We start from the raw sequence: 20,287 nt of genomic DNA, 5'->3' as shown, positions 1-20,287 counted from the left end.
CCGGCACCCCCGCCCCCCGCCATCAGAGCGCCTCCGCAAACGCCCCGGCCCACCCGGCCGCCCCAGCCGCACCGGCCCGCCCACCGGAAGGAACACCCTCCACCCCACGGCCCCCGCTCGACGCACCCGCCGAGGCCGTGGCGGCGCCTGCCCGCGGCACGATCGCGGGACCGGCGGCCGGGGCCGGAGTCACCGCGGCGGGGCGAGCGGTCACCGGGGCAGGGCCGCGGTCGGTGAGCCAGTACTCGGCGGGGCGGGTGAAGGGGCGGGGGGCGGGGGCCGGGGTCGGGAAGGCCGGCCAGTGGGAGACGAGTTCCAGGTAGATCTCCCGGAAGGCCCCGGTCACCGGCTCGACGGCGAAGCGTTCCTGCGCCCGCAGGCGGCCGGCCAGCCCCAGGCGGGCCCGGCGCTCCTCGTCGCGCAGCAGGGCGAGGCAGGCCCCGGCCAGGGCCCGCGGCTCGCGGGGCGGGACGAGCAGCCCGGTGGGGCCGAGCACCTCGCGGGCCACCCCGACGTCGGTGGCGACCACCGCGCGGCCGCTCAGCATCGCGTCGGCGAGCGGCCCGGGCCGGCGCTGGGAGAGCGCGGAGAAGACGACGACGGTGCCGTCGGCCCAGACGCCGTCCGCCGAGCGCGGCCGGCCGGCGAACTCGACCGCCCCGGCCACCCCGAGCCGTTCGGCGACGGCCGCGCAGTGCGCCCGGTAGCCGGGGACGGTCTCCTCGCCGTGGACGACCAGGCGCGCGGCGGGCAGCTCGGCGCGGACCCCGGCGAAGGCGTGCAGCGCGAGTCCGGGGTCGCGGCCCGGTTCCAGGGCGCCCGCCCAGACCAGGGTGGGTGCCGCCGGTTCGGGGCCGGCGGCGGGGCGGTCGACCGCCGGGGTGCCCTCGTACACCACCCGGGTGCGCGCCGGATCGGCCCCGCAGCGCACCTGCCACCGCTGGTCGTGGGCGCTCCCGGGGGTGAGTATCGCGGCCTGCCGGTAGGTCTCCTCGGTGAGTGCCCGGAAGAAGGCGAGCAGCAGCGCCCGCACCGGCCACCGGTGGCGGGCCCCGTGATAGTCGAGGTACTGCTCGCGCAGGTGCGGCCCGTGCTCGGTGACCACGAACGGGACGCCGTGCAGCTGCTTGGCGACCAGCGCGGGCAGCGCGGCCGGGCCGCCGCCGACGACGTGGCAGAGGTCGGCGGCGCCCAGGCCGCCGGGGGCGGTGCCGTACCAGGGGGCGGACAGCGGCCGCAGGCACCGTTCGAGGAGGTCGGCGGCGACCAGGACGTCGCAGACCAGGGGCCGTCCGGCGGAGGTGTCGGCGCCGGGCGCGCGCCAGACCCGCTCCAGCACGCGGCGGGCGTGGGCGGAGACCAGGAAGGCGGGCAGGGCGCGGTCGGCGCGGGCGAGGTCGGCGAGCCGGTACAGGCGTGGGCCGAAGGCGGCGCGGTCGACGGGGTGGAGCAGGGCGCGGACGAACTGCTCGTAGGCGGCGGCGTGGCGACGGCCGCGCAGCGCGCCGGGGGTCCGGCCGGCCGGGCGCGGCACCCCGGTGCGGACGTCGTACCGCTCGAAGTCGTGCTCGCGCAGGCCGTCCACCAGCCGGTCGCACCAGCCGCCGGTGCCACGCGGGGCGTGCGGGCGCACACCCTCGGTGAGCAGTGCAACGCGCACGGGGGACCTCCAGAGCAGAGCGGATCGACGGGTGGCTGGGCGGACCTGGCGGATGTGGAGGGCTGAGCGGGCCGAGCGGGCGACGCGTCGGGCGCGTGCTCCGCGGGGGCGGTCCGGGGGAAGGCGGTCCGTCGCAGGGCACCCCGGCCGGGCCGGCGACCGCCACCGGCTGCCGGAGTCCCCCGCGCGGCCGCCCTCCGGGTTCTCCGGCGGCCGCGGCTCCCCCACACCTGTTCGGTCCGACAGCAGAAAGGTAGGTCCGGCCCGGGGCAATCCATCGGTCACATGCCTGGCTGCCACCTGAACGAGTGAACCGGAGTGACCTCGTCCCGATCATGGCGTTAACGCCGGCCGATCACGGGGTGTCCGTCGGGCCCCGCCGTCGGGCCCCACGGTCGGGCGGGGCGGTTCCGCCGGGAGCGGGCGTCAGGCCCGGAGCAGTTCGCGCACGGCGCGGGCGACCGCGTCGGGGTGCTCGATCATGGCGACGTGCCCGGACTCCGGGAGCACCAGCAGCCGGGAGTCCGCGAAGGCCGCGCAGGCCCGGCGGGCGGAGCGGTAGGAGACGAGCTTGTCGCGCAGCCCGTAGACCAGCAGGACCGGGGCCTCGACCCGGGTCGCCTGCCGCCACAGCGCCTGGTCGCCGCGCTCGGTGTAGGCGGAGACGATGCCGCGCACCGAGCCGACCAGTGCCGGCAGCGCGTGGGGCAGCTCGACGCGCCGCCGGTACTGGGCGACGGCCTCGGCGCGGGCGGCCGCGGAGACCCCGTCGGGGTCGCCGTGGACGAGCCGGAGCAGGTCGTCGGTGGCCTGCTCGGGGCCGCGCCGACCGGCGGGCAGCCGGCGCAGCAGCGCGGGCAGGCCGGGGACGGCGAGCAGCCCGGTGGACCAGGCGGTGCGCTGCGGGGGCAGCTCGGGCAGGGCCGGCGAGACGAGGGTGAGGCTGCGGACGAGGTCGGGGCGCAGGGCGGCGAGCCGGACGGCGACCGCGCCGCCGAGCGAGTTGCCGAAGAGGTGGACGGGGCCGCGGCCGGTGGCCTCCAGGTAGCCGATGACGGCGCGCACGTGCCCGGAGAGGCCGAGGTTGCCGTCGGCGGGCGGGGCGGAGTCGCCGAAGCCGGGGAGGTCGACGGCCTCGGCGTCGAGCTGTCCGGCGAGCCGGGCCATCAGCTCCGTCCAGTTGGCGGCCGAGCCGCCGAGCCCGTGCACGAACAGCGCCGGCGCCCGCCCGCCGTCCGGGGCGGGGTCCCCGGCGGGCCGGTGCACGGCCAGGGTGGCGCCGGGCACCTCGACGGTGCGCAGCGGCGCCAGGGCGGCCGGTGCCGGGAGTATCTGCTGCTCAGCGCTGTCCATGGGGGACGATGGTAGTGAGCCGGTGCCGCCGCGGCCCCCCGGGCCGCCCGGGGCCCCGGAGTTCCCCGTTCAGGGCCCCTCGGCACTGCCGACGGCCGTGGTGGGCGCCGTATTGTGGGCTCCTGACAAGGGGGATCGCCGCTTTTCTCGTGCCTGGCAAGCGCGAACGCGGTTACCCGAAAGTAGAATCGGTCATCTTGCCGACCCCGTACGACCCGTGAAGTGAGGAGCGCCGTGACGGCCATCCAGGAGGCGCAGGAGCGCCCGCGCGGTGCCCGCCTGCCGCGAAGCGCCCGCCGTGAACAACTGCTCGGTGCCGCCCAGGAGGTGTTCGTCGCGCAGGGTTACCACGCGGCCGCCATGGACGACATCGCCGACCGTGCCGGGGTGAGCAAGCCGGTCCTGTACCAGCACTTCCCCGGGAAGCTGGAGCTCTACCTGGCGCTGCTGGACAAGCACTGCGACGCCCTGGTCGACTCGACGCGGGAGGCCCTGGAGACGACCACCGACAACAAGCTGCGGGTCGCCGCGACGATGGAGGCGTACTTCAACTACGTCTCCAGCGAGTCGGGCGCGTTCCGGCTGGTCTTCGAGTCGGACCTGACCAACGAGCCGGCCGTGCGCGAGCGGGTCGAGCGGGCCGCCGAGGCCAGCGCGACGCTGGTCAGCAAGGTGATCCAGGAGGACACCGACCTGCCGGAGGCGGAGTCCAAGCTGCTGGCCGCGGGCGTCTGCGGACTGGCCCAGATCACCGCCCGCTACTGGCTGTCGCAGGGCCTGGAGATCCCGCGCGACGAGGCCGTGCGGCTGGTCGCCAGCCTGGCCTGGCGCGGGCTGAAGGGCTTCCCGATGCACCCGAACGGCGACGCCCCGGAGGGCCCCGCGGCGGACCGGTGATCCACCGACCGTCGTCGGGGCGCCGATCCGGTGCTCTATGGTGAAGCCGTACGGCGCGGTCGCCGCGACCGCTTGTCCCAGGCGGTGCGGTACCGCGCGTGGATGGCTGCAACCCCGGAGGGACGGAAGCCGTGGAGGTCAAGATCGGCGTGCAGAACGCGCCGCGCGAGATCGTGATCGAGAGCTCGCAGACTGCCGATGAGGTCCAGAGCGCGGTCGCGAAGGCGCTGGAGGGCACCGAGAAGGTGTTCTCCCTGAGTGACGAGCACGGCCGTCGCATCATCGTCCCGGCCGACCGCCTGGCGTACGTGGAGATCGGCGAGCCGGCCGCGCGCAAGGTCGGCTTCGGCACGCTCTGAGCCACGGGCCTCGGCCGGTGCCCCGCTCCCTCCGCCGTGAGGGAGCGGGGCACCGTCGTTTCCGCACCGGCCGCACCGGCCGGGCCGGGTGTACGGGTGGTGCGACCGGGGTACGGCGACAGTACGGCCGGCCGCGCGCCGGACGCCCGTCCCCCGGGGAGGCATCCTTGTTGGTCGAGACGTTCGCCTTCGCCCTCGTCGGCGTGGTCGTCGGCGCCGCCGCGCTGCTGTCGTGGCCCGCGTACTTCCGCGCCGGGCGGCCACTGACGCTGGGCACGGCCCTGGGTTCGGCGCTGCTCACCGGGGTGATCGCGCACTTCACCCTGGACGGCCGCTACCCGGCGGCGAGCATCGCGGTCTCGGCCCTCGCCTCGGCGCTGCTCACCTCGGTGCTGGCCCGGCCCGACCTGGCCGCCGGACGGGCACCGGCCCACCGGCACCGTCCGCAGCACCGCCCGCACCGGGCGGGCGCGCACCGGCGCCACCGGCCCGCCTGAGCCGCCCCGCACGCGCTGCTCACGCCGCTACGCGCCGTCCGTCCGCCCCGGCCGCCGGGTCAGGACGCCAGGCCGAGCGCCGCCATCCGGCGCGTGTGCGCCTCGGTGATCCGGTTGAACATCTTTCCGACCTCGACCAGGTCGAAGCCCTGCACCCGGACGCCGCCGACCAGCAGGTTGGAGAGGGCGTCGCGCTCGGCGACCACCCGCTGCGCCTGGCTGAGCGCCTCGCCCATCAGCCGCCGGCCCCACAGGGCGAGCCGGCCGCCGGCCCGCGGGTCGGCCTCGATGGCCTGGCGGACCTTGTCGACGGCGAACTGCGCGTGCCCGGTGTCGGACATGACGCCGAGGACGAGATCCCGCGTGTCGTCGTCGAGCCGGACGGCCACCTCGCGGTAGAAGTCGGTCGCGATGGCGTCGCCGACGTAGGCCTTGACCAGGCCCTCCAGCCAGTCCGAGGGCGCGGTCATCCGGTGGAAGAGCTCCAGCGGCTCGACGAACGGCCGCATCGCCTCCTGCGGGTCGGCACCGATCTCGGCGAGCCGGTCGTGCAGCCGCTGGTAGTGCTGGAACTCGGCGGAGGCCATCCGGGCCAGCGCCGCCTTGTCCGCCAGGTCGGGCGCGAGCTTGGCGTCCTCGGCGAGCCGCTCGAAGGCGCTCAGCTCGCCGTACGCGAGGGCGCCGAGCAGGTCCAGTACGGCGGCCCGGTACCCGGGGTCGGCCGAGCAGGCCGCCCAGTCGCCGATCGAGCCGGCCGCCACGTCGTCCTGCGTCTCACCACGGTTCTCCATGACCCGCCACCTTAGTGCCGCTCCGTCCCCGGGCACCCCTTCCACCGCTCCGACCTGCGATGTCGCCCGCGTCACGTGTTCGAGTCGTCGGGTGACTGTATGGTGGTACGGAGGCCCGTCGTGCTCGCACGGTGTCACCGCCGTCTCGGTGTCCCGGGCAAGCCCGCCCCGCAGCGGCTCCGTCCCCTCGGACGCGCCGCGCGGAAGCCGGGTTCTCAACGTACGCGGATGCCCGGTCGGAGAGCCGATCGGCTCCGACCAGGGTTTGGACCTCAAGCCTTGGCACCGCATGTGGCCGAGCGAGGGCCGCCGAGACCGCGCCAGTCGGCGCAGGTCCCGCGCAGGTCCCTCACGGGAATCCTCCCCGACGCCGCCGGCGACGCGCCCCCTTGACCGGGCCGCGCGCACCGGCCGGCCGCAGGGACCGGCGCGGTTGTGCGTCCGCGCAGCTGTATTCGGGGCCGTCCAGGCCCGTACGCAGCCGCGCGGCTGCCCGCCCGCCGCTCGCTCTCGGCCCCTCCACACGGAAGAGGCAGCACCCTGTCCACCACCGCTGAACCCACGAAGACCACTTTCCGGGACCTGGGAATCCTCCCGGAGACCGCCGAGGCCCTCGAGTCCGTCGGCATCGTCCACCCCTTCCCGATCCAGGAGATGACCCTGCCGGTCGCGCTGACCGGCCACGACGTCATCGGCCAGGCCAAGACCGGCACCGGCAAGACCCTCGGCTTCGGCCTCCCGCTGATCGAGCGGGTCGTCGTGCGGGCCGACGTCGACGCCGGCCGCGCGCAGGAGGAGCAGCTCTCCGACTGCCCGCAGGCGCTGATCGTCGTACCGACCCGCGAGCTGTGCACCCAGGTCACCAACGACCTGCAGACCGCCGGCAAGGTCCGTGACGTCCGCGTGCTCGCCGTCTACGGCGGCCGTGCCTACGAGCCGCAGGTCGAGGCGCTGAAGAAGGGCGTCGACATCGTCGTCGGCACCCCCGGCCGCCTGCTCGACCTGGCCGGCCAGAAGAAGCTGAACCTCTCCAAGGTCCGCGCGCTGGTCCTGGACGAGGCCGACGAGATGCTCGACCTCGGCTTCCTGCCGGACGTCGAGAAGATCATCACCATGCTGCCCGCCAAGCGGCAGACCCTGCTGTTCTCTGCGACCATGCCGGGCCAGGTCATCAACCTCGCCCGCCGGTACATGAGCCAGCCGACGCACATCCGCGCCGCCGCGCCGGACGACACCGGCACCACCGTCGCCAACATCGAGCAGCACATCTTCCGCGCGCACTCGCTGGACAAGGTGGAGATGGTCTCGCGCATCCTGCAGGCCGACGGCCGCGGGCTGGCGATGATCTTCTGCCGCACCAAGCGGACCGCCGCCGACGTCGCCGACCAGCTGACCCAGCGCGGCTTCGCGGCCGGCGCCGTGCACGGCGACCTCGGGCAGGGCGCCCGCGAGCAGGCGCTGCGGGCGTTCCGCAACGGCAAGGTCGACGTGCTGGTCTGCACCGACGTCGCGGCCCGCGGCATCGACGTCGAGGGCGTCACGCACGTGATCAACTACCAGTGCACGGACGACGAGAAGACCTACCTGCACCGGATCGGCCGCACCGGCCGGGCCGGCGCCTCGGGCACCGCCGTCACCCTGGTCGACTGGGACGACATCCCGCGCTGGCAGCTGATCAACAAGGCGCTGGACCTGCCGTTCAACGAGCCGGAGGAGACCTACTCCACCTCGCCGCACCTGTACGAGCTGCTGAAGATCGCGCCGGGGACGAAGGGCATCCTGCCGCGCTCGGAGCGGACCCGGGCCGGGCTCGGCGCGGAGGAGGTCGAGGACCTCGGCGAGACCGGCGGGCGCGGTTCGCGTTCCGGTGGGCGCGGACGGGGCGGGCGGAGCGGCTCCGGCCGGGCCGCGGCCGCCACCGAGCCGGCCGCCGCCGAGGAGAAGCCGGCCCGCCAGCCCCGCGAGCGCCGGCGCACCCGCCGGGGCAGCGCGGTGGACGAGGTCGCGGCCGTCGTCGACGGGGCGCCCGACGCACCTGTCGCGCCCCGCGCGCCGCAGGCTCCGGCCGCCGTCGAGGGCGCCGAGGGCGAGGAAGCGGCGCCGCGCCGCCGCCGTCGCCGCTCGCGCGGTTCGGCGTCGGGCGAGGGCACCGCGGCCGAGGCCGCCACCACCGTCGCGGAGGCCGCCGTCGTGGAGGCCGCCCCCGCCGAGGCCGCGACCGGGACCCCGGCCGCCGAGAAGCCGAAGCGCACCCGCACCCGCTCGCGGGCGAAGGCCGAGGCTCCGGCCGAGACCGTGGCCGCCGCCCCTGCCGAGGCCGTCGTCGAGGCCCCGGCCGCCGACGCCCCGGCCGCCGAGAAGCCGAAGCGCACCCGCACCCGGACCCGCCGCCCGGCGGCCGCCCCCGAGGCGACCCCGGAGAGCTGACCCCGCATCCCCGCAAGGGGCGGCCCGGACCCCCGGGCCGCCCCTTCGGCGTTCCCGGGGAAGATCTAGGCTCGGGGTTACCCGCCAGTTCGCCCCGGTCGCCGGAGGTCCGTTCATGAGCACGCCGCCGTTCCTCGCCCTCCCGTCCTGTGCGCGTGCCCTGAGGGTGGTGACGGCGCGCGGGGAGTTCGCGGCGCTGCGGGCCGAGCCCGCCGGGGCCGTGCGCGGCTCGGCGCTGCTGGTGCCCGGGTTCACCGGCAGCAAGGAGGACTTCATCGCGCTGCTGGAGCCGCTCGCCGCGGCCGGCTACCGGGTGACCGCCGTCGACCAGCGCGGGCAGTACGAGACGGGCGGGCCGGACGACCCGGCCGCCTACGAGCCGGCCGCGCTGGGCGCGGACGTGCGGGCGCTCACCGCCGCGCTGCTGGCCGAGGACGGCGCCGGGCCGCTGCACCTGCTGGGCCACTCCTTCGGCGGCCAGGTGGTCCGCGAGGCCGTTCTGGCGCAGGCCGTTCTGGCGCAGGCCGCGGCAGGCGGCGCGGCACTGCCGTGGGCCTCGCTGACGCTGATGTCCACCGGCCCCGGGGCGATCGACCCGGCCGAGGCGGAGCGGACCCGGCTGCTGATCGGCGTCCTGCCCACGATGGGCCTGGAGGAGATCTGGCGGCTGATGCAGGACATGGAGGAGGGCAGCGGGGACCGCGCCCGCCGCCCGTCCCCCGAGGTGGCCGCCTTCCTGCACCGCCGCTGGCTGGCGAACGTGCCGCAGGCGCTGATCACCACCGGCGGCCACCTGGTCGCCGCGCCGGACCGGGTGGAGGAGCTGGCCGCCGTGGTCGCCGCCGGCCTGCCCGCCCTGGTGCTCTCCGGCGTGCGGGACTACGCCTGGCCGGTGCCGGAGCAGACCGCGATGGCACGGCGGCTGGGCGCCCGCCGGGTCGTGGTCGCGGACGCCGGGCACTCCCCGAATGCCGAGCGGCCGGCCGCCACCGCCGAGGCCCTGCTGGCCCTCTGGGGCTGACCCCCGGGCCCCTTCGGGCCGACCCCGGGGCCCCACCTCGACGGTTCCCGGAGGTCCCTGGTACAAGAGGGGCGACAAAATTCGTTAGTTGCGGTAATATTTGATTCGGTCCTGGAAACATCGTCGACAGTGCCGTCGGCGTTCCGTCGACGCGATCCATCCGAAACCAGGACTTCACGGACGGGCAACGACCCGGCAGCAGCGCCACCGCAGCGTGGTTCACGAGGGACCACACGCCTTTGGCGAGCAGGGGGGAGCCCTCTTTGTCGCGACAGCGGTCGGCCGACGAACCGACCCGACGGACCCCGAACAGGCTGATACCGACTCAGCCACGACCGCCCCGCCCGACGGGGTCAGAAAAGGACAGGCCCATGCGCTTCGAGATCCTCCGACTGGACGACGCCCACGGCACCGCCACCGACCGCCTCATCGCCGACGCCGAGACCGTCCGCGAGCTCGTCCAGGCCGCCGCCCGCACCGGCGAACGCCTGCTCATCCGTCCGTGCCCGACCGTCTGACCGGGCGCGGCCCCCGGGAGCCCGAACACTCCCCGGCCGCCGACGAGCCCGGCCCGTCCGACCCGGACGTTCCGATACCCGACTGACGCCCCGTCATCGCAGCAGCGACAACGGGGCGTCAGTGTTTTCCGGGCCACGGCGGCGCCGCCGCGCACCCCCGCGCACGTCAACCCGGTACGACGCGCCGGGCGCCGTCCGGAGGGCGCACCCCGGCGCACGTGGCCGACGTTTGCCGCCGCTCCGCACTGGACATTTCCCAACAGGAGCCGCCCGCACGCGCCCACCCCGCGCCGCGCGGGCACCCGCCGCCGACAGGTGCCGCCGAGCCGCCCTCCGTACGGGTGACCGTCCTTGACGCGGCGGTCCGGAGGGAGGAGCGTTGACGGCTATGAGGGGCGAGCCAAGCTGCCCGAGGTGCGCCGGTCGGGTCCGCGCCCCCGGTCTGTTCTCAGACACGTGGCAGTGCGACCGGCACGGCGCGGTGCACCCGATGCAGCCGGTGCTGCCCCCGAGCGTGGAGGCGCTCGGCGTCGCCGTCGCCCGTTCCCAGGTCCCCGTCTGGCTGCCCTGGCCGCTGCCGGTCGGCTGGCTGTACACCGGGATCGCGCACGTCGGCGACGACGTCTCGGGGGCCCGGGCCACCGCCGTCGCCTGTTCCGGACCGGCCCCGCTGGGCGGTTTCGGCGAACTGGTGCTGGTCGCCGAGGAGTTGGGGGTGGGGCTCGGCGCCCGGTACGCGGGGCTGTCCGGCCCGGACCCGGGTGACTCGGTCGGCCTCTACAAGCCCGCCGACGCCAAGCTGATGGCGGCCGGCCGGCCGACGCCGATGTTCCACGTGCCGGACGCCCCGGCGGACCGGGCGGTGTTCGTCGGCGAGGCCCGCGGCCTCTGGCTCTGGGCGGTGGCCTGGCCGGAGCAGTCGGCCCTGGTGATGTACGACGAGCTGGTGCTGACCGATCTGCGGGATGCCGGCGCGGAGCTGGACCTGCTGCCCTGCGGGGCCCTGTCGCCCCAGCTGCTCGGCTGAGCGACCCCCCGCCGCGGTCGCACTATCCTGGGCGTCACCCCGCCGGCAGGCCGTGCCGGCGACAGCGCCGCCCGCGCCGACCGAGGGAGCCACCACCCGTGCGCATCGACCTCCACGCCCACAGCAACGCCTCCGACGGCACGGACAGCCCGGCCGAACTGGTCGCGGCGGCCGTCGGGGCCGGGCTGGACGTGGTGGCGCTGACCGACCACGACACGGTGGCGGGCCATGCCGAGGCGGCCGACGCGGTGCACGCGCTGCCCACCGGCACCCGGCTGACGCTGGTGCCCGGCGCGGAGCTGTCCTGCGTGGTGGACGGCATCTCGATGCACCTGCTCGCCTACCTCTTCGACCCGGCCGAGCCCGACTTCGCGGCGGAGCGCGAGCTGGTGCGCACCGACCGGTTCCGGCGCGGGCGGGCGATCGTCGAGCGCTGCCGGGAGCTGGGCGCGGACATCAGCTGGGAGCAGGTGCAACGGATCGCCGGGGAAGGTTCGGTGGGCCGTCCGCACATCGCCAGCGCGCTGGTGGAGGCGGGTGTGGTGGCCACGGTGTCGGACGCGTTCACCGCGGACTGGCTCGCCAACGGCGGCCGGGCGGACGTCCGCAAGCACGAGACCGACCCGGTGACGGCGGTCCGGCTGGTCCGGGCGGCCGGCGGGGTGCCGGTCTTCGCCCACCCGGGAGCGGTCAAGCGCGGGCGGACCGTCTCCGACGAGGTCATCGCCGGCCTCGCGGCGGCCGGACTGGCCGGGCTGGAGGTCGACCACATCGACCACGACGAGCCGACCCGGGATCATCTGCGGGGCCTGGCAGTCGAGTTGGGACTGCTGACCACCGGATCCAGCGACTACCACGGCAGCCGCAAGACCGTCCGCCTCGGCGAGTTCACCACCGACCCGGCCGTCTACGAGGCGATCGTGGAGCAGGCGACCGGCGCCAAGCCGATCGGCGGCTGAGCGCCCCCGCCCTCCCGGCGTCGTGACGCCGGGTCAGTCCAGCCGCACGCCCCGGCGCTCCGGGTCGCGCAGGTCGGTGCCGTGCTGGAGCCAGCGCTCCTGCAGCGCCGCCGCGCCGTGCACCCGCTTCCAGCCCGCCTCGTTGGGCGTCATCGGCAGCAGCGGCAGGAAGCGCACCGGGTCGGCCGGCCCGTCCAGCTCCAGGTCCTCCACCAGGCCGCCGGGTTCGGCCGCCAGGACGGAGGTGAACGGCGCGCCGTCCCAGAGCGGGGCGCCGAGGTCCAGCGAGCCGCCGGGGGCCACCACCAGGCCCTCCACCTGGGGCGTCGCGGCGAAGGTGGCGAGCGCGCGGAGCACGCCGTCGCGCCCGCCGCGGATCGTCAGGACCAGCTCGGCGCGCGGCCCGCGGACCTGGTCGACGACCGCCGCGGTCGGGTCGGCCATCGGCGCGGCGGACATCCCGAGCGTCGCGTAGCGCACCAGGCCCTCGGCGTCCGGGCCGAAGCGCAGCACCTCGATGCGGTCGGCGCCGAGGAAGGTGACGGCGGCACGGCCGTTCGGCTCGCCGAAGACGGTGAGCAGCCGGGCCTCGACGGCGGCCAGCACCGCGGTGCGGGAGGGGCCGTGCGGGCTGCCGCCGGAGGGGTCGCCGAAGAGCGGGAAGTCGTGGGCCATGCCGGTGAGCGTAACCCGCGGACCGCGGGGTGTTGGCACGGCCTTTACGTGAACGCGGGCGCGGTAAAGGCGGATCGGATGTTAGTGTGAGCGACTGGCTACCGGGGATTCCGTCCTCGGGGCAGCGGCGCGAAGGAGGTGGTTGCGGTGGATACCAGCCGACCATGCAGTACCGGCAGCTCTACCCGGCCCGATCGCCTTCCCCGTACCCCTCGGAACGCGGGCTGAAACAGCGGGCCTGAGAGCCCCGGCAGCCGCCGGGCCTCCCCCCAGCACCGCGGACCCCAGCCTCCCGTGCCGACGCGCGGCGGAACTCCGGTCCGGCCGGGAGAGCACCCCACCGACGTCCGGTCGTTCCGTTCCCCGTGCCCCGGCAAGGCACTCAGGGGCGGCCGCAGGCGCCGGAGTCCATCGGTGTTCCTCCGCCGTCGCACCGCGGCCGCCCGTTGCCGCGTCACCGTGCGTCGGTTCCTGCCCAAGGGAGCCTGCCATGTCGATGATCAGCAGCCTGCGCGCAGCCGTCCGCACCAACCGCCGCCGTTCCGCCGCGGCCCTGTTCGACTCCATCCACCCGGGCCAGACGCCGTCGGCGGTCGTCGACTGCGCGGTCTACCAGCACGGGAAGCGCCAGGGCGAGACCTGCAGCCCGCGCGAGGCGGCCCGGCTGGTCAAGGCCTCGAAGCAACTTCCGGACGGCGAGGGCTCGTTCAGCTGGATCGGGCTGCACGAGCCGACCGAGGCGGAGTTCGAGGGCATCGCGCAGCGGTTCGGGCTGCACCCGCTGGCGGTCGAGGACGCGGTGCACGCGCACCAGCGGCCCAAGGTCGAGCGCTACGACGACGTGCTGTTCGCCGTCTTCCGGACGATCCGGTACGTCGACCACGACCAGCTCACCCCGACCAGCGAGGTGGTCGAGACCGGCGAGCTGATGGTGTTCGCCGGGCGGGACTTCGTGATCACCGTGCGGCACGGCGGGCACAGCTCGCTGCAGGAGCTGCGGCACCGGCTGGAGACCGACGCGGACGGCACCGGGCTGCTCGGCAAGGGCCCGTCGGCGGTGCTGCACGCGATCGCCGACCACGTGGTGGACAACTACCTGCTGGTCGCGGACCAGTTGCAGACCGACGTGGACGAGATCGAGTTCGAGGTGTTCTCCAACCGCGGCGGCCGGGGCGCCGACGTCGGGCGGGTGTACCAGCTCAAGCGCGAGGTCCTGGAGTTCAAGCGGGCGGTGGCGCCGCTGCTGCGGCCGATGCAGCAGCTGTCGGAGCCGCTGCAGCGACTGGTCGACCCGGAGATCCAGAAGTACTTCCGGGACGTCGCCGACCACCTGGCCCGGGTCACCGAGCAGGTGCACGGCTTCGACGAGCTGCTGAACTCGCTGCTCCAGGCCAATCTGGCGCAGGTGTCGGTGGCGCAGAACGAGGACATGCGCAAGATCACCGCGTGGGCGGCGATCTTCGCCGTGCCGACCATGATCACCGGCGTGTACGGGATGAACTTCGAGTACATGCCCGAGCTCCAGTACAAGTACGGCTATCCGGTGGTGCTCGGCAGCGTGGTCCTGATCTGCGTCGGGATGTACCGGGGCTTCCGCCGCAACGGCTGGCTCTAGGTGTTCCGGCCACCGGCCGTCCGGCGCCGGTCGGCGCGGGCCACCAGGACCAGGCCGGCCAGGATCAGCAGCACCGCCGGGTAGGCGGCGGCCGGGGGCCACTGGCCGAGCCAGAGCGCGGCGATCAGCGCGGCGCCCGGGGTCTCCAGCAGGATCGCGGTCGAGGTGACCGAGGGGCCGAGGGTGCGCACCACCCGGTTGCTGAGCGAGTGGCCGAGCAGCTGGGCGGTGACCATCAGCAGCACGATCTGCCACCAGGCCCCGGCGGGCCAGCCGGACAGCGGCGTCCCGGCCACCAGGCAGACCGCCAGCAGCACGACCGCCGTGGCGGCGTAGCAGACGAGCGTGTACGCGGTGGTGCTGACGGTGCGCCGGACCTCGGCGCCGAGCAGCAGGTAGCCGGCCGCGGCGAGGCCCGCGGCGAGCGCGAGGGCGTCGCCGGCCAGGGCGCGCGGTGAGAGCGAGAGGTCCACGCCGGTGAGCACCAGGACGCCGGCGAAGGCCACCGCCGTGCCGAGCCAGACCATCCGGGGCGCCCGCACCCCGAGCAGCCGCATCAGCACGATGGTCCACAGCGGGGTGGTGGTGACCAGGGCCGTCGCGGAGGCCACCGAGGTCATCCGCAGGCTGGGCATCCAGAGCGCGAAGTGGGCGGCGAGCAGCACGCCGGCCGCCATGGCCAGCAGCAGCGCCCGGCGGGGGACGGCGCGCAGTTCGGCGCGGTGGCGCAGCAGGGCGTAGGGGCCGAGCACGCCGACCGACATGAGGTTGCGCCAGAAGGCGATGGCCAGGGCGGGCGCGGCGGTGGCGCTGATCAGCGGGGCGGAGAGCGAGATGCCCGCGACGGAGACGGCGAGCAGCAGCAGGTCCGTCCTGGGGAGCGGGCGTATCGGGCCGGCGGCTGCGGCGGGTGCGGGGGCGGGGACCGCGACGGGGGCGGCGGTCTCGGGCCGGGCGGCGGGCACGGCGCTCCTCGGTTCGGCGGGGGCTGGGCTGGGCGGGCGAGCTGGGCTGGGCGGCTCCTACGGTAAGGCCCGTGCGCCGTCCACGGAACTGTCGCTCGAACCGTGGACGATCGCCGCACCGCACAGGCCGTACGCTGTGCGCCATGGACCGTACGCCTGCCGCAGCCGCGACCGCCGACGACTTCCTCGACCGGGCCCTGCTGGAGGAGGCCGCGAAGAAGTCCGGCCTGCTCTGGGTCCGGGCGGACGGCCAGGAGCACGCGCGGGCGCTCTGGCACGCCTGGCACGACGGCGCGGTGGTGGTGGTCGGCGACGGCGCCGAGCAGCCGCTGCACGGACTGGCCGGCGGCGCGGGCGCGACGGTGACCGTGCGCAGCAAGGACAAGGGCGGTCGGCTGACCGGCTGGCCGGCCCGGGTGGTCGAGCTGACCCCGGGCGGCGAGGCCTGGCTGGGCGCGGTCGAGGAGCTGAAGGGCAAGCGGCTGAACGCGCCGGACACCGACGCCATCACCGACCGCTGGGCCCGCGAGTGCCGGGTGCTGCGGCTGGAGCCGGCCGGTACGGCGGGTGCCGAGCTCGCCGAGCGGCCCGGCGCGATGCCGGAGGACTCGCACGTCGCGGCCCCGCTGCCCACCCCGGCCACCACCCGCCGTCCGATCCCGGCCGGCCTGCCGAAGCTGCTGCTGGGGCGCCGCAAGGGCTGACGCCCCGGCACGCGTCCCGCCCTCCCCCTCGCCCCTCCCCCTCACCTCTCCCCCGCCGACCGATTCGCCCGCTTTCGCCGAGCCCGGGCGGAGATGCCCGAGTACGCTTGGCCGCGGGGCGTGGCCGCGCGCCCGACCAGGCGTCGAGCGAGGCGAGGGGAGTCCAGGAGTCCATGGCAGGGCCAGGCAACCGGGTCTTCATCTCGCACCTCTCCGGCATCGCGGTCTTCGACCCCAACGGCGACCAGGTCGGCCGGGTCCGGGACGTCGTGGTCGCCCTGCGGATCGGCGGGCGCCCGCCCCGGGTGCTCGGCCTGGTGGTGGAGGTGGTCGGCCGGCGCCGGATCTTCCTGCCGATGACCAGGGTGACCAGCCTGGAGTCCGGCCAGGTGATCACCACCGGTGTGATCAACATGCGCCGGTTCGAGCAGCGCCCCGCCGAGACGCTCGTCCTCGCCGAACTGCTGGACCGCACCGTCACCTGGACCAAGACCGGCCAGGACGTCACCGTCCTGGACGTCGCGATGACCCAGACCCGGCTGCGCGAGTGGGAGATCGGCAAGGTCTTCGTCCAGGTCGGCCGGGTCGGCCGGCTGCGCAAGGCGCGCGGCGAGACGCTCACCCTGGACTGGCAGGACGTCACCGGCTTCACGCTGCCCGAGGAGAACCAGGGCGCCGCCAACCTGCTCGCCACCTTCGACCAGCTGCGCCCCGCCGACCTCGCCAACGTCATGCACCACCTGTCCGCCAAGCGCCGCGCCGAGGTCGCCGCCGCCCTCGACGACGAACGGCTCGCCGACGTCCTGGAGGAGCTGCCCGAGGACGACCAGGTCGAGATCATCGGCAAGCTGAAGGACGAACGGGCCGCCGACGTCCTGGAGGCGATGGACCCGGACGACGCCGCCGACCTGCTCTCCGAGCTGCCCGGCGACGAGGCCGAGCGGCTGCTCCAGCTGATGGAGCCGGACGAGGCCGAGCCGGTGCGCCGGCTGCTGACCTACGAGGAGAACACCGCCGGCGGTCTGATGACCACCGAACCGATCGTGCTGGAGCCGGACGCCACCGTGGCCGAGGCGCTGGCCCGGGTGCGGGTCTCCGACCACAAGCCGGCGCTGGCCGCGCAGGTCTTCGTCTGCCGCCCGCCGAACGAGACCCCGACCGGCAAGTACCTGGGCACCGTGCACTTCCAGCGGCTGCTGCGCGAGCCCCCGTACATCCTGGTCGGCTCGCTGGTCGACGACGATCTCGACCCGCTGCCGCCGGACACCCCGCTCTCGCTGATCACCAGCTACCTGGCGACGTACAACATGGTCGCCGCACCGGTCGTCGACGACGCGGACCACCTGGTCGGGGCGGTCACCGTGGACGACGTGCTGGACCACCTGCTGCCGGAGGACTGGCGGGAGGCCTCGCTGCACGGCGTACCCGCCGCGGGCCCCGCCGGCGGGCCGGCCGACGGCCGCGACGAGAAAGAGGTGACCGGTGGACGCTGACCGCAAGGGCCGGCGGGACGAGTCCCCGCGCCAGCGGCTCCAGGGCGAACTGCGTCAGCTGCGCCAGCTGCGCGAACTGCGCGCCCGCGAGGGCGCCCGGGACCGCCGCACCGAGCCCGCCACCGGCAGCAGCCCGGTCGCCCGCAGCCGGCTCGACCAGCCGCGCACCGCCCGCCCAGGGCTGATCACCCTGCCGTCCTACGACCCGGAGGCCTTCGGCAAGCTCTCCGAGCGGATCGCCCGCTTCCTGGGCACCGGACGGTTCATCGTCTGGATGACCGTGGTGATCATCATCTGGGTCGCCTGGAACACCCTGCTGCCCGACGCCGCCCGCTTCGACGACTACCCCTTCATCTTCCTGACCCTGGTGCTCTCCCTGCAGGCCTCCTACGCGGCGCCGCTGATCCTGCTGGCGCAGAACCGGCAGGACAACCGGGACCGGGTCAACATGGAGCAGGACCGGGCCCGCAGCGACCGCAACATCGCCGACACCGAGTACCTGACCCGCGAGGTCGCGGCGCTGCGCCAGGGCCTCGGCGAGGTCGCCACCCGGGACTTCGTCCGCTCCGAACTCCAGTCGCTGCTCAGGGAGATCGACGAGCGCCGGGAGGCCTCCGAGGTGCTGTGACCCGCAGCACGCTACCGACCGGTTATGCACCCCGCGCGGCGCCGTACCATCAAGGCATGGCCAACGAGACAGAGGTCGCGGCCGGCGCCACGGAGGAGTCCGTGCGCCAGGCGCTGGCGACCGTCAACGACCCGGAGATCAACCGTCCGATCACCGAGATCGGCATGGTGAAATCGGTCGAGATCGGCGAGGACGGCGCCGTGCGGGTCGCGGTCTACCTGACCGTCTCGGGCTGCCCGATGCGCGACACCATCGTCACCCGGGTCCGCGAGGCCGTCGGCCGCGTCCCCGGCGTGACCGGCGTCGAGGTCGAGCTCGACGTGATGAGCGACGAGCAGCGCAAGGAGCTCTCCCAGCTGCTGCGCGGCGGCGCCCCCGAGCGGGAGATCCCGTTCGCCAAGCCCGGCACGCTGACCCGCGTCTACGCGGTCGCCTCCGGCAAGGGCGGCGTCGGCAAGTCCTCGGTGACCGTCAACCTGGCCGCCGCGATGGCCGCCGACGGCCTGAAGGTCGCCGTGGTGGACGCCGACATCTACGGCCACAGCGTGCCGCGCATGCTGGGCGTCGAGGGCCGGCCCACCCAGGTCCAGGACATGATCATGCCGCCGCAGGCGAACGGCGTGAAGGTCATCTCGATCGGCATGTTCACCCCGGGCAACGCCCCGGTGGTCTGGCGCGGCCCGATGCTGCACCGCGCCCTGCAGCAGTTCCTCGCCGACGTGTACTGGGGCGACCTGGACGTCCTGCTGCTGGACCTGCCGCCCGGCACCGGCGACATCGCCATCTCGGTGGCCCAGCTGGTCCCCAACGCGGAGATCCTGATCGTCACCACCCCGCAGATGGCCGCCGCCGAGGTCGCCGAGCGGGCCGGCACCATCGCGGTGCAGACCCACCAGAAGATCGTCGGCGTGATCGAGAACATGTCCGGCATGCCGTGCCCGCACTGCGACGAGATGATCGACGTCTTCGGCACCGGCGGCGGCCAGACCGTCGCGGAGGCGCTCACCCGGACCGTCGGCGCCACCGTCCCGGTGCTCGGCTCCATCCCGATCGACGTCCGGCTGCGCGAGGGCGGCGACGACGGCCGCCCGGTCGTCCTGGCCGCCCCCGACTCCCCGGCCGGCGCCGCCCTGCGCGCCGTCGCCGGCAAGCTCGGCGGCCGGCAGCGCGGCCTGTCGGGCCTGTCCCTCGGGCTCACCCCCAAGAACAAGTTCTGACGCGCCGCCAACAGACGCGCGCAGGGGCCCGCCGGATCGTCCGGCGGGCCCCTGCGCGCGTCCGGCGCGGTGCTACGGGCGGGTGTAGGCGGTCAGGTCGGGGACGGCGGTGAAGCCGGCGCCGTAGGCGCTGACGCCGCGGCCGTAGGCGCCGAGCAGGACGCCGCGGGCCTCGCCCGCGAGCACCCAGCCGTACTCGGACTCGCGGTAGCGGAACGGCTGCGGCAGACCGTTGACCGGGAGGCTGAGGGTGGACCAGCAGGGGCCCTCCAGGTCGTCGGCGAGGTCCCAGGCGAGCGTGGACTGCTGGTCCAGCCAGTCCTGGCGCCGCGCGCGGTCCAGCTGGCCCGGCCAGGTGGCGGCCAGCAGGCCGGAGCTCGCCAGCCAGGCCGCGGAGGAGGCGGAGGTCGCCTCCAGGGTGCCGGTGTTGTCGGCGCTGCGGCGGCTCTCCCGGCGGGCGACGGTGACGACGACGGCGAACTTCCGCACGTCCCGCGGCTCGTACTGGCGGGCCGGCTCCTCGCCGTGGCCGAGGCTGCCGTAGTCGACGGTGCCGTGGGCGCCCGACCGCGGGCCGCCGAAGCCGCTCGGCAGCAGGAAGCGGCGGCCGGTCCAGCCCTCGTCCAGGCCGTACCAGGGGAAGTCCGCGGACAGGTACGGCACCAGCGGGTCCGCCGGGCCGGCCTGTCCGCCGACCACGGGTCCGCCGGCCGTGGCCGTCCCCGCCGCCTGACTCGTCGCGTCCATCCCCGGGCCTCCTCAACGACGTGTGCCTGCCGTGGCGCGCTCCCATCGTGGCGTACCGCGGCCTCCCCACCGGCCGTCTTCGGCCCGGAAGGGACCGAAAAGTGACAGACGGCACAGCGGGAACAATCAGCACAATAGCGGCGCACACGCCGCCGCCCCGCTCAACCCTGTGGTCGGCGCCCCGATTCCTCCCGCCTCAGGACGGGCCGAAGGCCACCGCCCCGAGCCGAAGCGCCCTGGAGGCGAGCGGGCGAGTCACGTCGCGTCGGGGTCGAACGGGGGGCGCTCGCCGGGGGCGAGCGGGGCACCGGCCGGGGCGGCGGAGGCGGGGGCCGGGGCGGCGGACTTGTCGAACGAGACGCTGCCCGCGCGGCCGGTGCCGTTGACCACGGCGGCCGGCTTGTCGTCCAGCACCGAGCGGATGTCCAGGGTGTCCCGCATCTCCTTGAGGCCCAGCGGGTCCTCCTCGCCGCCCATCAGCTGCTTGCGCACGAAGGTCTTCGGGTTGAGGTCCTCGAACTCGAAGTCCTTGAACTCCGGCCCCAGCTCGCTGCGGATGTCCTCCTTCGCGGTGTCCGCGAAGGACCGGATCTTCCGGATGAAGCCCATCGTGTCCTGGATCAGCTTCGGCAGCTTGTCCGGACCGAAGATCACGATGGCCATGATGGCCAGGGTCAGGATCTCCAGTGTGCCCACGTCGCTGAACACCAAAGCTCCCTAAGCTCGCGATCGGA

20 protein-coding genes are annotated in these 20,287 nt (G+C 75.0%); 13 read left to right on the top strand and 7 right to left on the bottom strand.

Annotation, left to right across the window (positions count from 1 at the left end; genetic code table 11):
* Nucleotides 1-22: 22 nt before the first annotated feature.
* A complete protein-coding gene (locus ACFVUH_RS10940; protein WP_387912502.1) occupies nt 23-1,660 on the bottom strand; it encodes a DUF3492 domain-containing protein in 1,638 nt (545 codons plus the stop codon).
* A gap of 426 nt (nt 1,661-2,086) precedes the next feature.
* Complete coding sequence (locus ACFVUH_RS10935; protein WP_387912501.1) at nt 2,087-3,013, bottom strand: alpha/beta fold hydrolase; 927 nt, start codon at nt 3,011-3,013, stop codon at nt 2,087-2,089.
* Nucleotides 3,014-3,247: 234 nt separating this feature from the next.
* Here ACFVUH_RS10935 and ACFVUH_RS10930 point away from each other — a divergent pair, with 234 nt between their 5' ends.
* The 3 genes from ACFVUH_RS10930 to ACFVUH_RS10920 all read left to right on the top strand — a co-directional run bounded on the left by ACFVUH_RS10930 (nt 3,248) and on the right by ACFVUH_RS10920 (nt 4,766).
* The gene (locus ACFVUH_RS10930) at nt 3,248-3,910 is read left to right on the top strand and encodes a TetR/AcrR family transcriptional regulator (protein ID WP_355363716.1); all 663 of its coding nucleotides are present in this window, start codon (nt 3,248-3,250) and stop codon (nt 3,908-3,910) included.
* A gap of 131 nt (nt 3,911-4,041) precedes the next feature.
* A complete protein-coding gene (locus tag ACFVUH_RS10925) occupies nt 4,042-4,269 on the top strand; it encodes a DUF3107 domain-containing protein (protein ID WP_355363714.1) in 228 nt (75 codons plus the stop codon).
* A 167-nt stretch (nt 4,270-4,436) separates the two neighbouring features.
* Nucleotides 4,437-4,766 (top strand): hypothetical protein, encoded by a 330-nt coding sequence (locus tag ACFVUH_RS10920; protein WP_387912500.1) that lies wholly within the window; start codon nt 4,437-4,439, stop codon nt 4,764-4,766.
* Between the two features lie 59 nt (nt 4,767-4,825).
* On the opposite strand, the gene ACFVUH_RS10915 is transcribed toward ACFVUH_RS10920, so the two are convergent.
* Nucleotides 4,826-5,557, bottom strand: coding sequence for a ferritin-like fold-containing protein (locus ACFVUH_RS10915; RefSeq protein ID WP_350546751.1), 732 nt, complete (start codon nt 5,555-5,557; stop codon nt 4,826-4,828).
* Between the two features lie 654 nt (nt 5,558-6,211).
* On the opposite strand from ACFVUH_RS10915, the gene ACFVUH_RS10910 reads away from it, so the two are divergent.
* From ACFVUH_RS10910 to ACFVUH_RS10890, 5 genes are all read left to right on the top strand, one after another.
* Nucleotides 6,212-7,984, top strand: a complete 1,773-nt coding sequence (locus ACFVUH_RS10910; RefSeq protein WP_387912499.1) for a DEAD/DEAH box helicase — start codon at nt 6,212-6,214, stop codon at nt 7,982-7,984.
* 115 nt (nt 7,985-8,099) lie between these two features.
* The gene (locus ACFVUH_RS10905) at nt 8,100-9,005 is read left to right on the top strand and encodes an alpha/beta fold hydrolase (protein WP_387912497.1); all 906 of its coding nucleotides are present in this window, start codon (nt 8,100-8,102) and stop codon (nt 9,003-9,005) included.
* 371 nt (nt 9,006-9,376) lie between these two features.
* On the top strand, nt 9,377-9,523 hold the full coding sequence (locus ACFVUH_RS10900; protein ID WP_350563393.1) for a hypothetical protein: 147 nt from the start codon (nt 9,377-9,379) through the stop codon (nt 9,521-9,523).
* 388 nt (nt 9,524-9,911) lie between these two features.
* Entirely contained in the window at nt 9,912-10,550 is a 639-nt protein-coding gene (locus tag ACFVUH_RS10895) for a DUF6758 family protein (protein WP_355363707.1), read from the top strand.
* A 98-nt stretch (nt 10,551-10,648) separates the two neighbouring features.
* Nucleotides 10,649-11,509: a PHP domain-containing protein gene (locus tag ACFVUH_RS10890; protein ID WP_387912495.1), complete on the top strand. Its 861-nt coding sequence runs from the start codon at nt 10,649-10,651 to the stop codon at nt 11,507-11,509.
* Between the two features lie 33 nt (nt 11,510-11,542).
* Here the strand turns inward: ACFVUH_RS10890 and ACFVUH_RS10885 are convergent, their stop codons facing one another.
* Nucleotides 11,543-12,184 (bottom strand): suppressor of fused domain protein, encoded by a 642-nt coding sequence (locus ACFVUH_RS10885; RefSeq protein WP_387912493.1) that lies wholly within the window; start codon nt 12,182-12,184, stop codon nt 11,543-11,545.
* A 490-nt stretch (nt 12,185-12,674) separates the two neighbouring features.
* Here ACFVUH_RS10885 and corA point away from each other — a divergent pair, with 490 nt between their 5' ends.
* Nucleotides 12,675-13,799 carry a magnesium/cobalt transporter CorA gene (corA, locus tag ACFVUH_RS10880; protein ID WP_355363701.1) on the top strand — a complete coding sequence of 375 codons (1,125 nt, stop codon included), beginning with the start codon at nt 12,675-12,677 and terminating at the stop codon, nt 13,797-13,799.
* Here the strand turns inward: corA and ACFVUH_RS10875 are convergent.
* Nucleotides 13,796-14,764: a DMT family transporter gene (locus ACFVUH_RS10875; protein ID WP_387912492.1), complete on the bottom strand. Its 969-nt coding sequence runs from the start codon at nt 14,762-14,764 to the stop codon at nt 13,796-13,798. The two genes, corA and ACFVUH_RS10875, sit on opposite strands and share 4 nt — an antisense overlap.
* Nucleotides 14,765-14,907: 143 nt before the next feature.
* Between ACFVUH_RS10875 and ACFVUH_RS10870 the strand changes: the two genes are divergently transcribed.
* The 4 genes from ACFVUH_RS10870 to ACFVUH_RS10855 all read left to right on the top strand — a co-directional run bounded on the left by ACFVUH_RS10870 (nt 14,908) and on the right by ACFVUH_RS10855 (nt 18,806).
* Entirely contained in the window at nt 14,908-15,468 is a 561-nt protein-coding gene (locus ACFVUH_RS10870) for a hypothetical protein (protein ID WP_387912490.1), read from the top strand.
* A 173-nt stretch (nt 15,469-15,641) separates the two neighbouring features.
* Nucleotides 15,642-16,961, top strand: a complete 1,320-nt coding sequence (locus ACFVUH_RS10865; RefSeq protein ID WP_387912488.1) for a magnesium transporter MgtE N-terminal domain-containing protein — start codon at nt 15,642-15,644, stop codon at nt 16,959-16,961.
* Nucleotides 16,962-17,037: 76 nt separating this feature from the next.
* Nucleotides 17,038-17,589: a DUF1003 domain-containing protein gene (locus ACFVUH_RS10860; protein WP_387912776.1), complete on the top strand. Its 552-nt coding sequence runs from the start codon at nt 17,038-17,040 to the stop codon at nt 17,587-17,589.
* Nucleotides 17,590-17,645: 56 nt separating this feature from the next.
* On the top strand, nt 17,646-18,806 hold the full coding sequence (locus ACFVUH_RS10855; RefSeq protein ID WP_355363693.1) for an Mrp/NBP35 family ATP-binding protein: 1,161 nt from the start codon (nt 17,646-17,648) through the stop codon (nt 18,804-18,806).
* Between the two features lie 72 nt (nt 18,807-18,878).
* On the opposite strand, the gene ACFVUH_RS10850 is transcribed toward ACFVUH_RS10855, so the two are convergent.
* Nucleotides 18,879-19,553, bottom strand: a complete 675-nt coding sequence (locus ACFVUH_RS10850; RefSeq protein WP_355363691.1) for a hypothetical protein — start codon at nt 19,551-19,553, stop codon at nt 18,879-18,881.
* A 255-nt stretch (nt 19,554-19,808) separates the two neighbouring features.
* Entirely contained in the window at nt 19,809-20,261 is a 453-nt protein-coding gene (locus ACFVUH_RS10845; protein WP_355363689.1) for a sec-independent translocase, read from the bottom strand.
* Nucleotides 20,262-20,287: the final 26 nt, after the last annotated feature.

The sequence above is a fragment of the Kitasatospora sp. NPDC058032 genome (genome assembly GCF_042885845.1).
In the GTDB taxonomy this organism is placed as follows: domain Bacteria; phylum Actinomycetota; class Actinomycetes; order Streptomycetales; family Streptomycetaceae; genus Kitasatospora.
This window is presented reverse-complemented; position numbering and strand designations above follow the sequence as displayed.

What these genes read in the sequence shown, in the direction of transcription:
- ACFVUH_RS10935 (WP_387912501.1), bottom strand. Translation starts at nt 3,013, where the DNA reads ATGGACAGCGCTGAGCAGCAGATACTCCCGGCACCGGCCGCCCTGGCG.
- ACFVUH_RS10915 (WP_350546751.1), bottom strand. Translation starts at nt 5,557, where the DNA reads ATGGAGAACCGTGGTGAGACGCAGGACGACGTGGCGGCCGGCTCGATC.
- ACFVUH_RS10910 (WP_387912499.1), top strand. Translation starts at nt 6,212, where the DNA reads ATGACCCTGCCGGTCGCGCTGACCGGCCACGACGTCATCGGCCAGGCC.
- ACFVUH_RS10905 (WP_387912497.1), top strand. Translation starts at nt 8,100, where the DNA reads ATGAGCACGCCGCCGTTCCTCGCCCTCCCGTCCTGTGCGCGTGCCCTG.
- ACFVUH_RS10900 (WP_350563393.1), top strand. Translation starts at nt 9,377, where the DNA reads ATGCGCTTCGAGATCCTCCGACTGGACGACGCCCACGGCACCGCCACC.
- ACFVUH_RS10895 (WP_355363707.1), top strand. Translation starts at nt 9,912, where the DNA reads ATGAGGGGCGAGCCAAGCTGCCCGAGGTGCGCCGGTCGGGTCCGCGCC.
- ACFVUH_RS10885 (WP_387912493.1), bottom strand. Translation starts at nt 12,184, where the DNA reads ATGGCCCACGACTTCCCGCTCTTCGGCGACCCCTCCGGCGGCAGCCCG.
- corA (WP_355363701.1), top strand. Translation starts at nt 12,675, where the DNA reads ATGTCGATGATCAGCAGCCTGCGCGCAGCCGTCCGCACCAACCGCCGC.
- ACFVUH_RS10870 (WP_387912490.1), top strand. Translation starts at nt 14,908, where the DNA reads ATGGACCGTACGCCTGCCGCAGCCGCGACCGCCGACGACTTCCTCGAC.
- ACFVUH_RS10865 (WP_387912488.1), top strand. Translation starts at nt 15,642, where the DNA reads ATGGCAGGGCCAGGCAACCGGGTCTTCATCTCGCACCTCTCCGGCATC.
- ACFVUH_RS10855 (WP_355363693.1), top strand. Translation starts at nt 17,646, where the DNA reads ATGGCCAACGAGACAGAGGTCGCGGCCGGCGCCACGGAGGAGTCCGTG.
- ACFVUH_RS10850 (WP_355363691.1), bottom strand. Translation starts at nt 19,553, where the DNA reads ATGGACGCGACGAGTCAGGCGGCGGGGACGGCCACGGCCGGCGGACCC.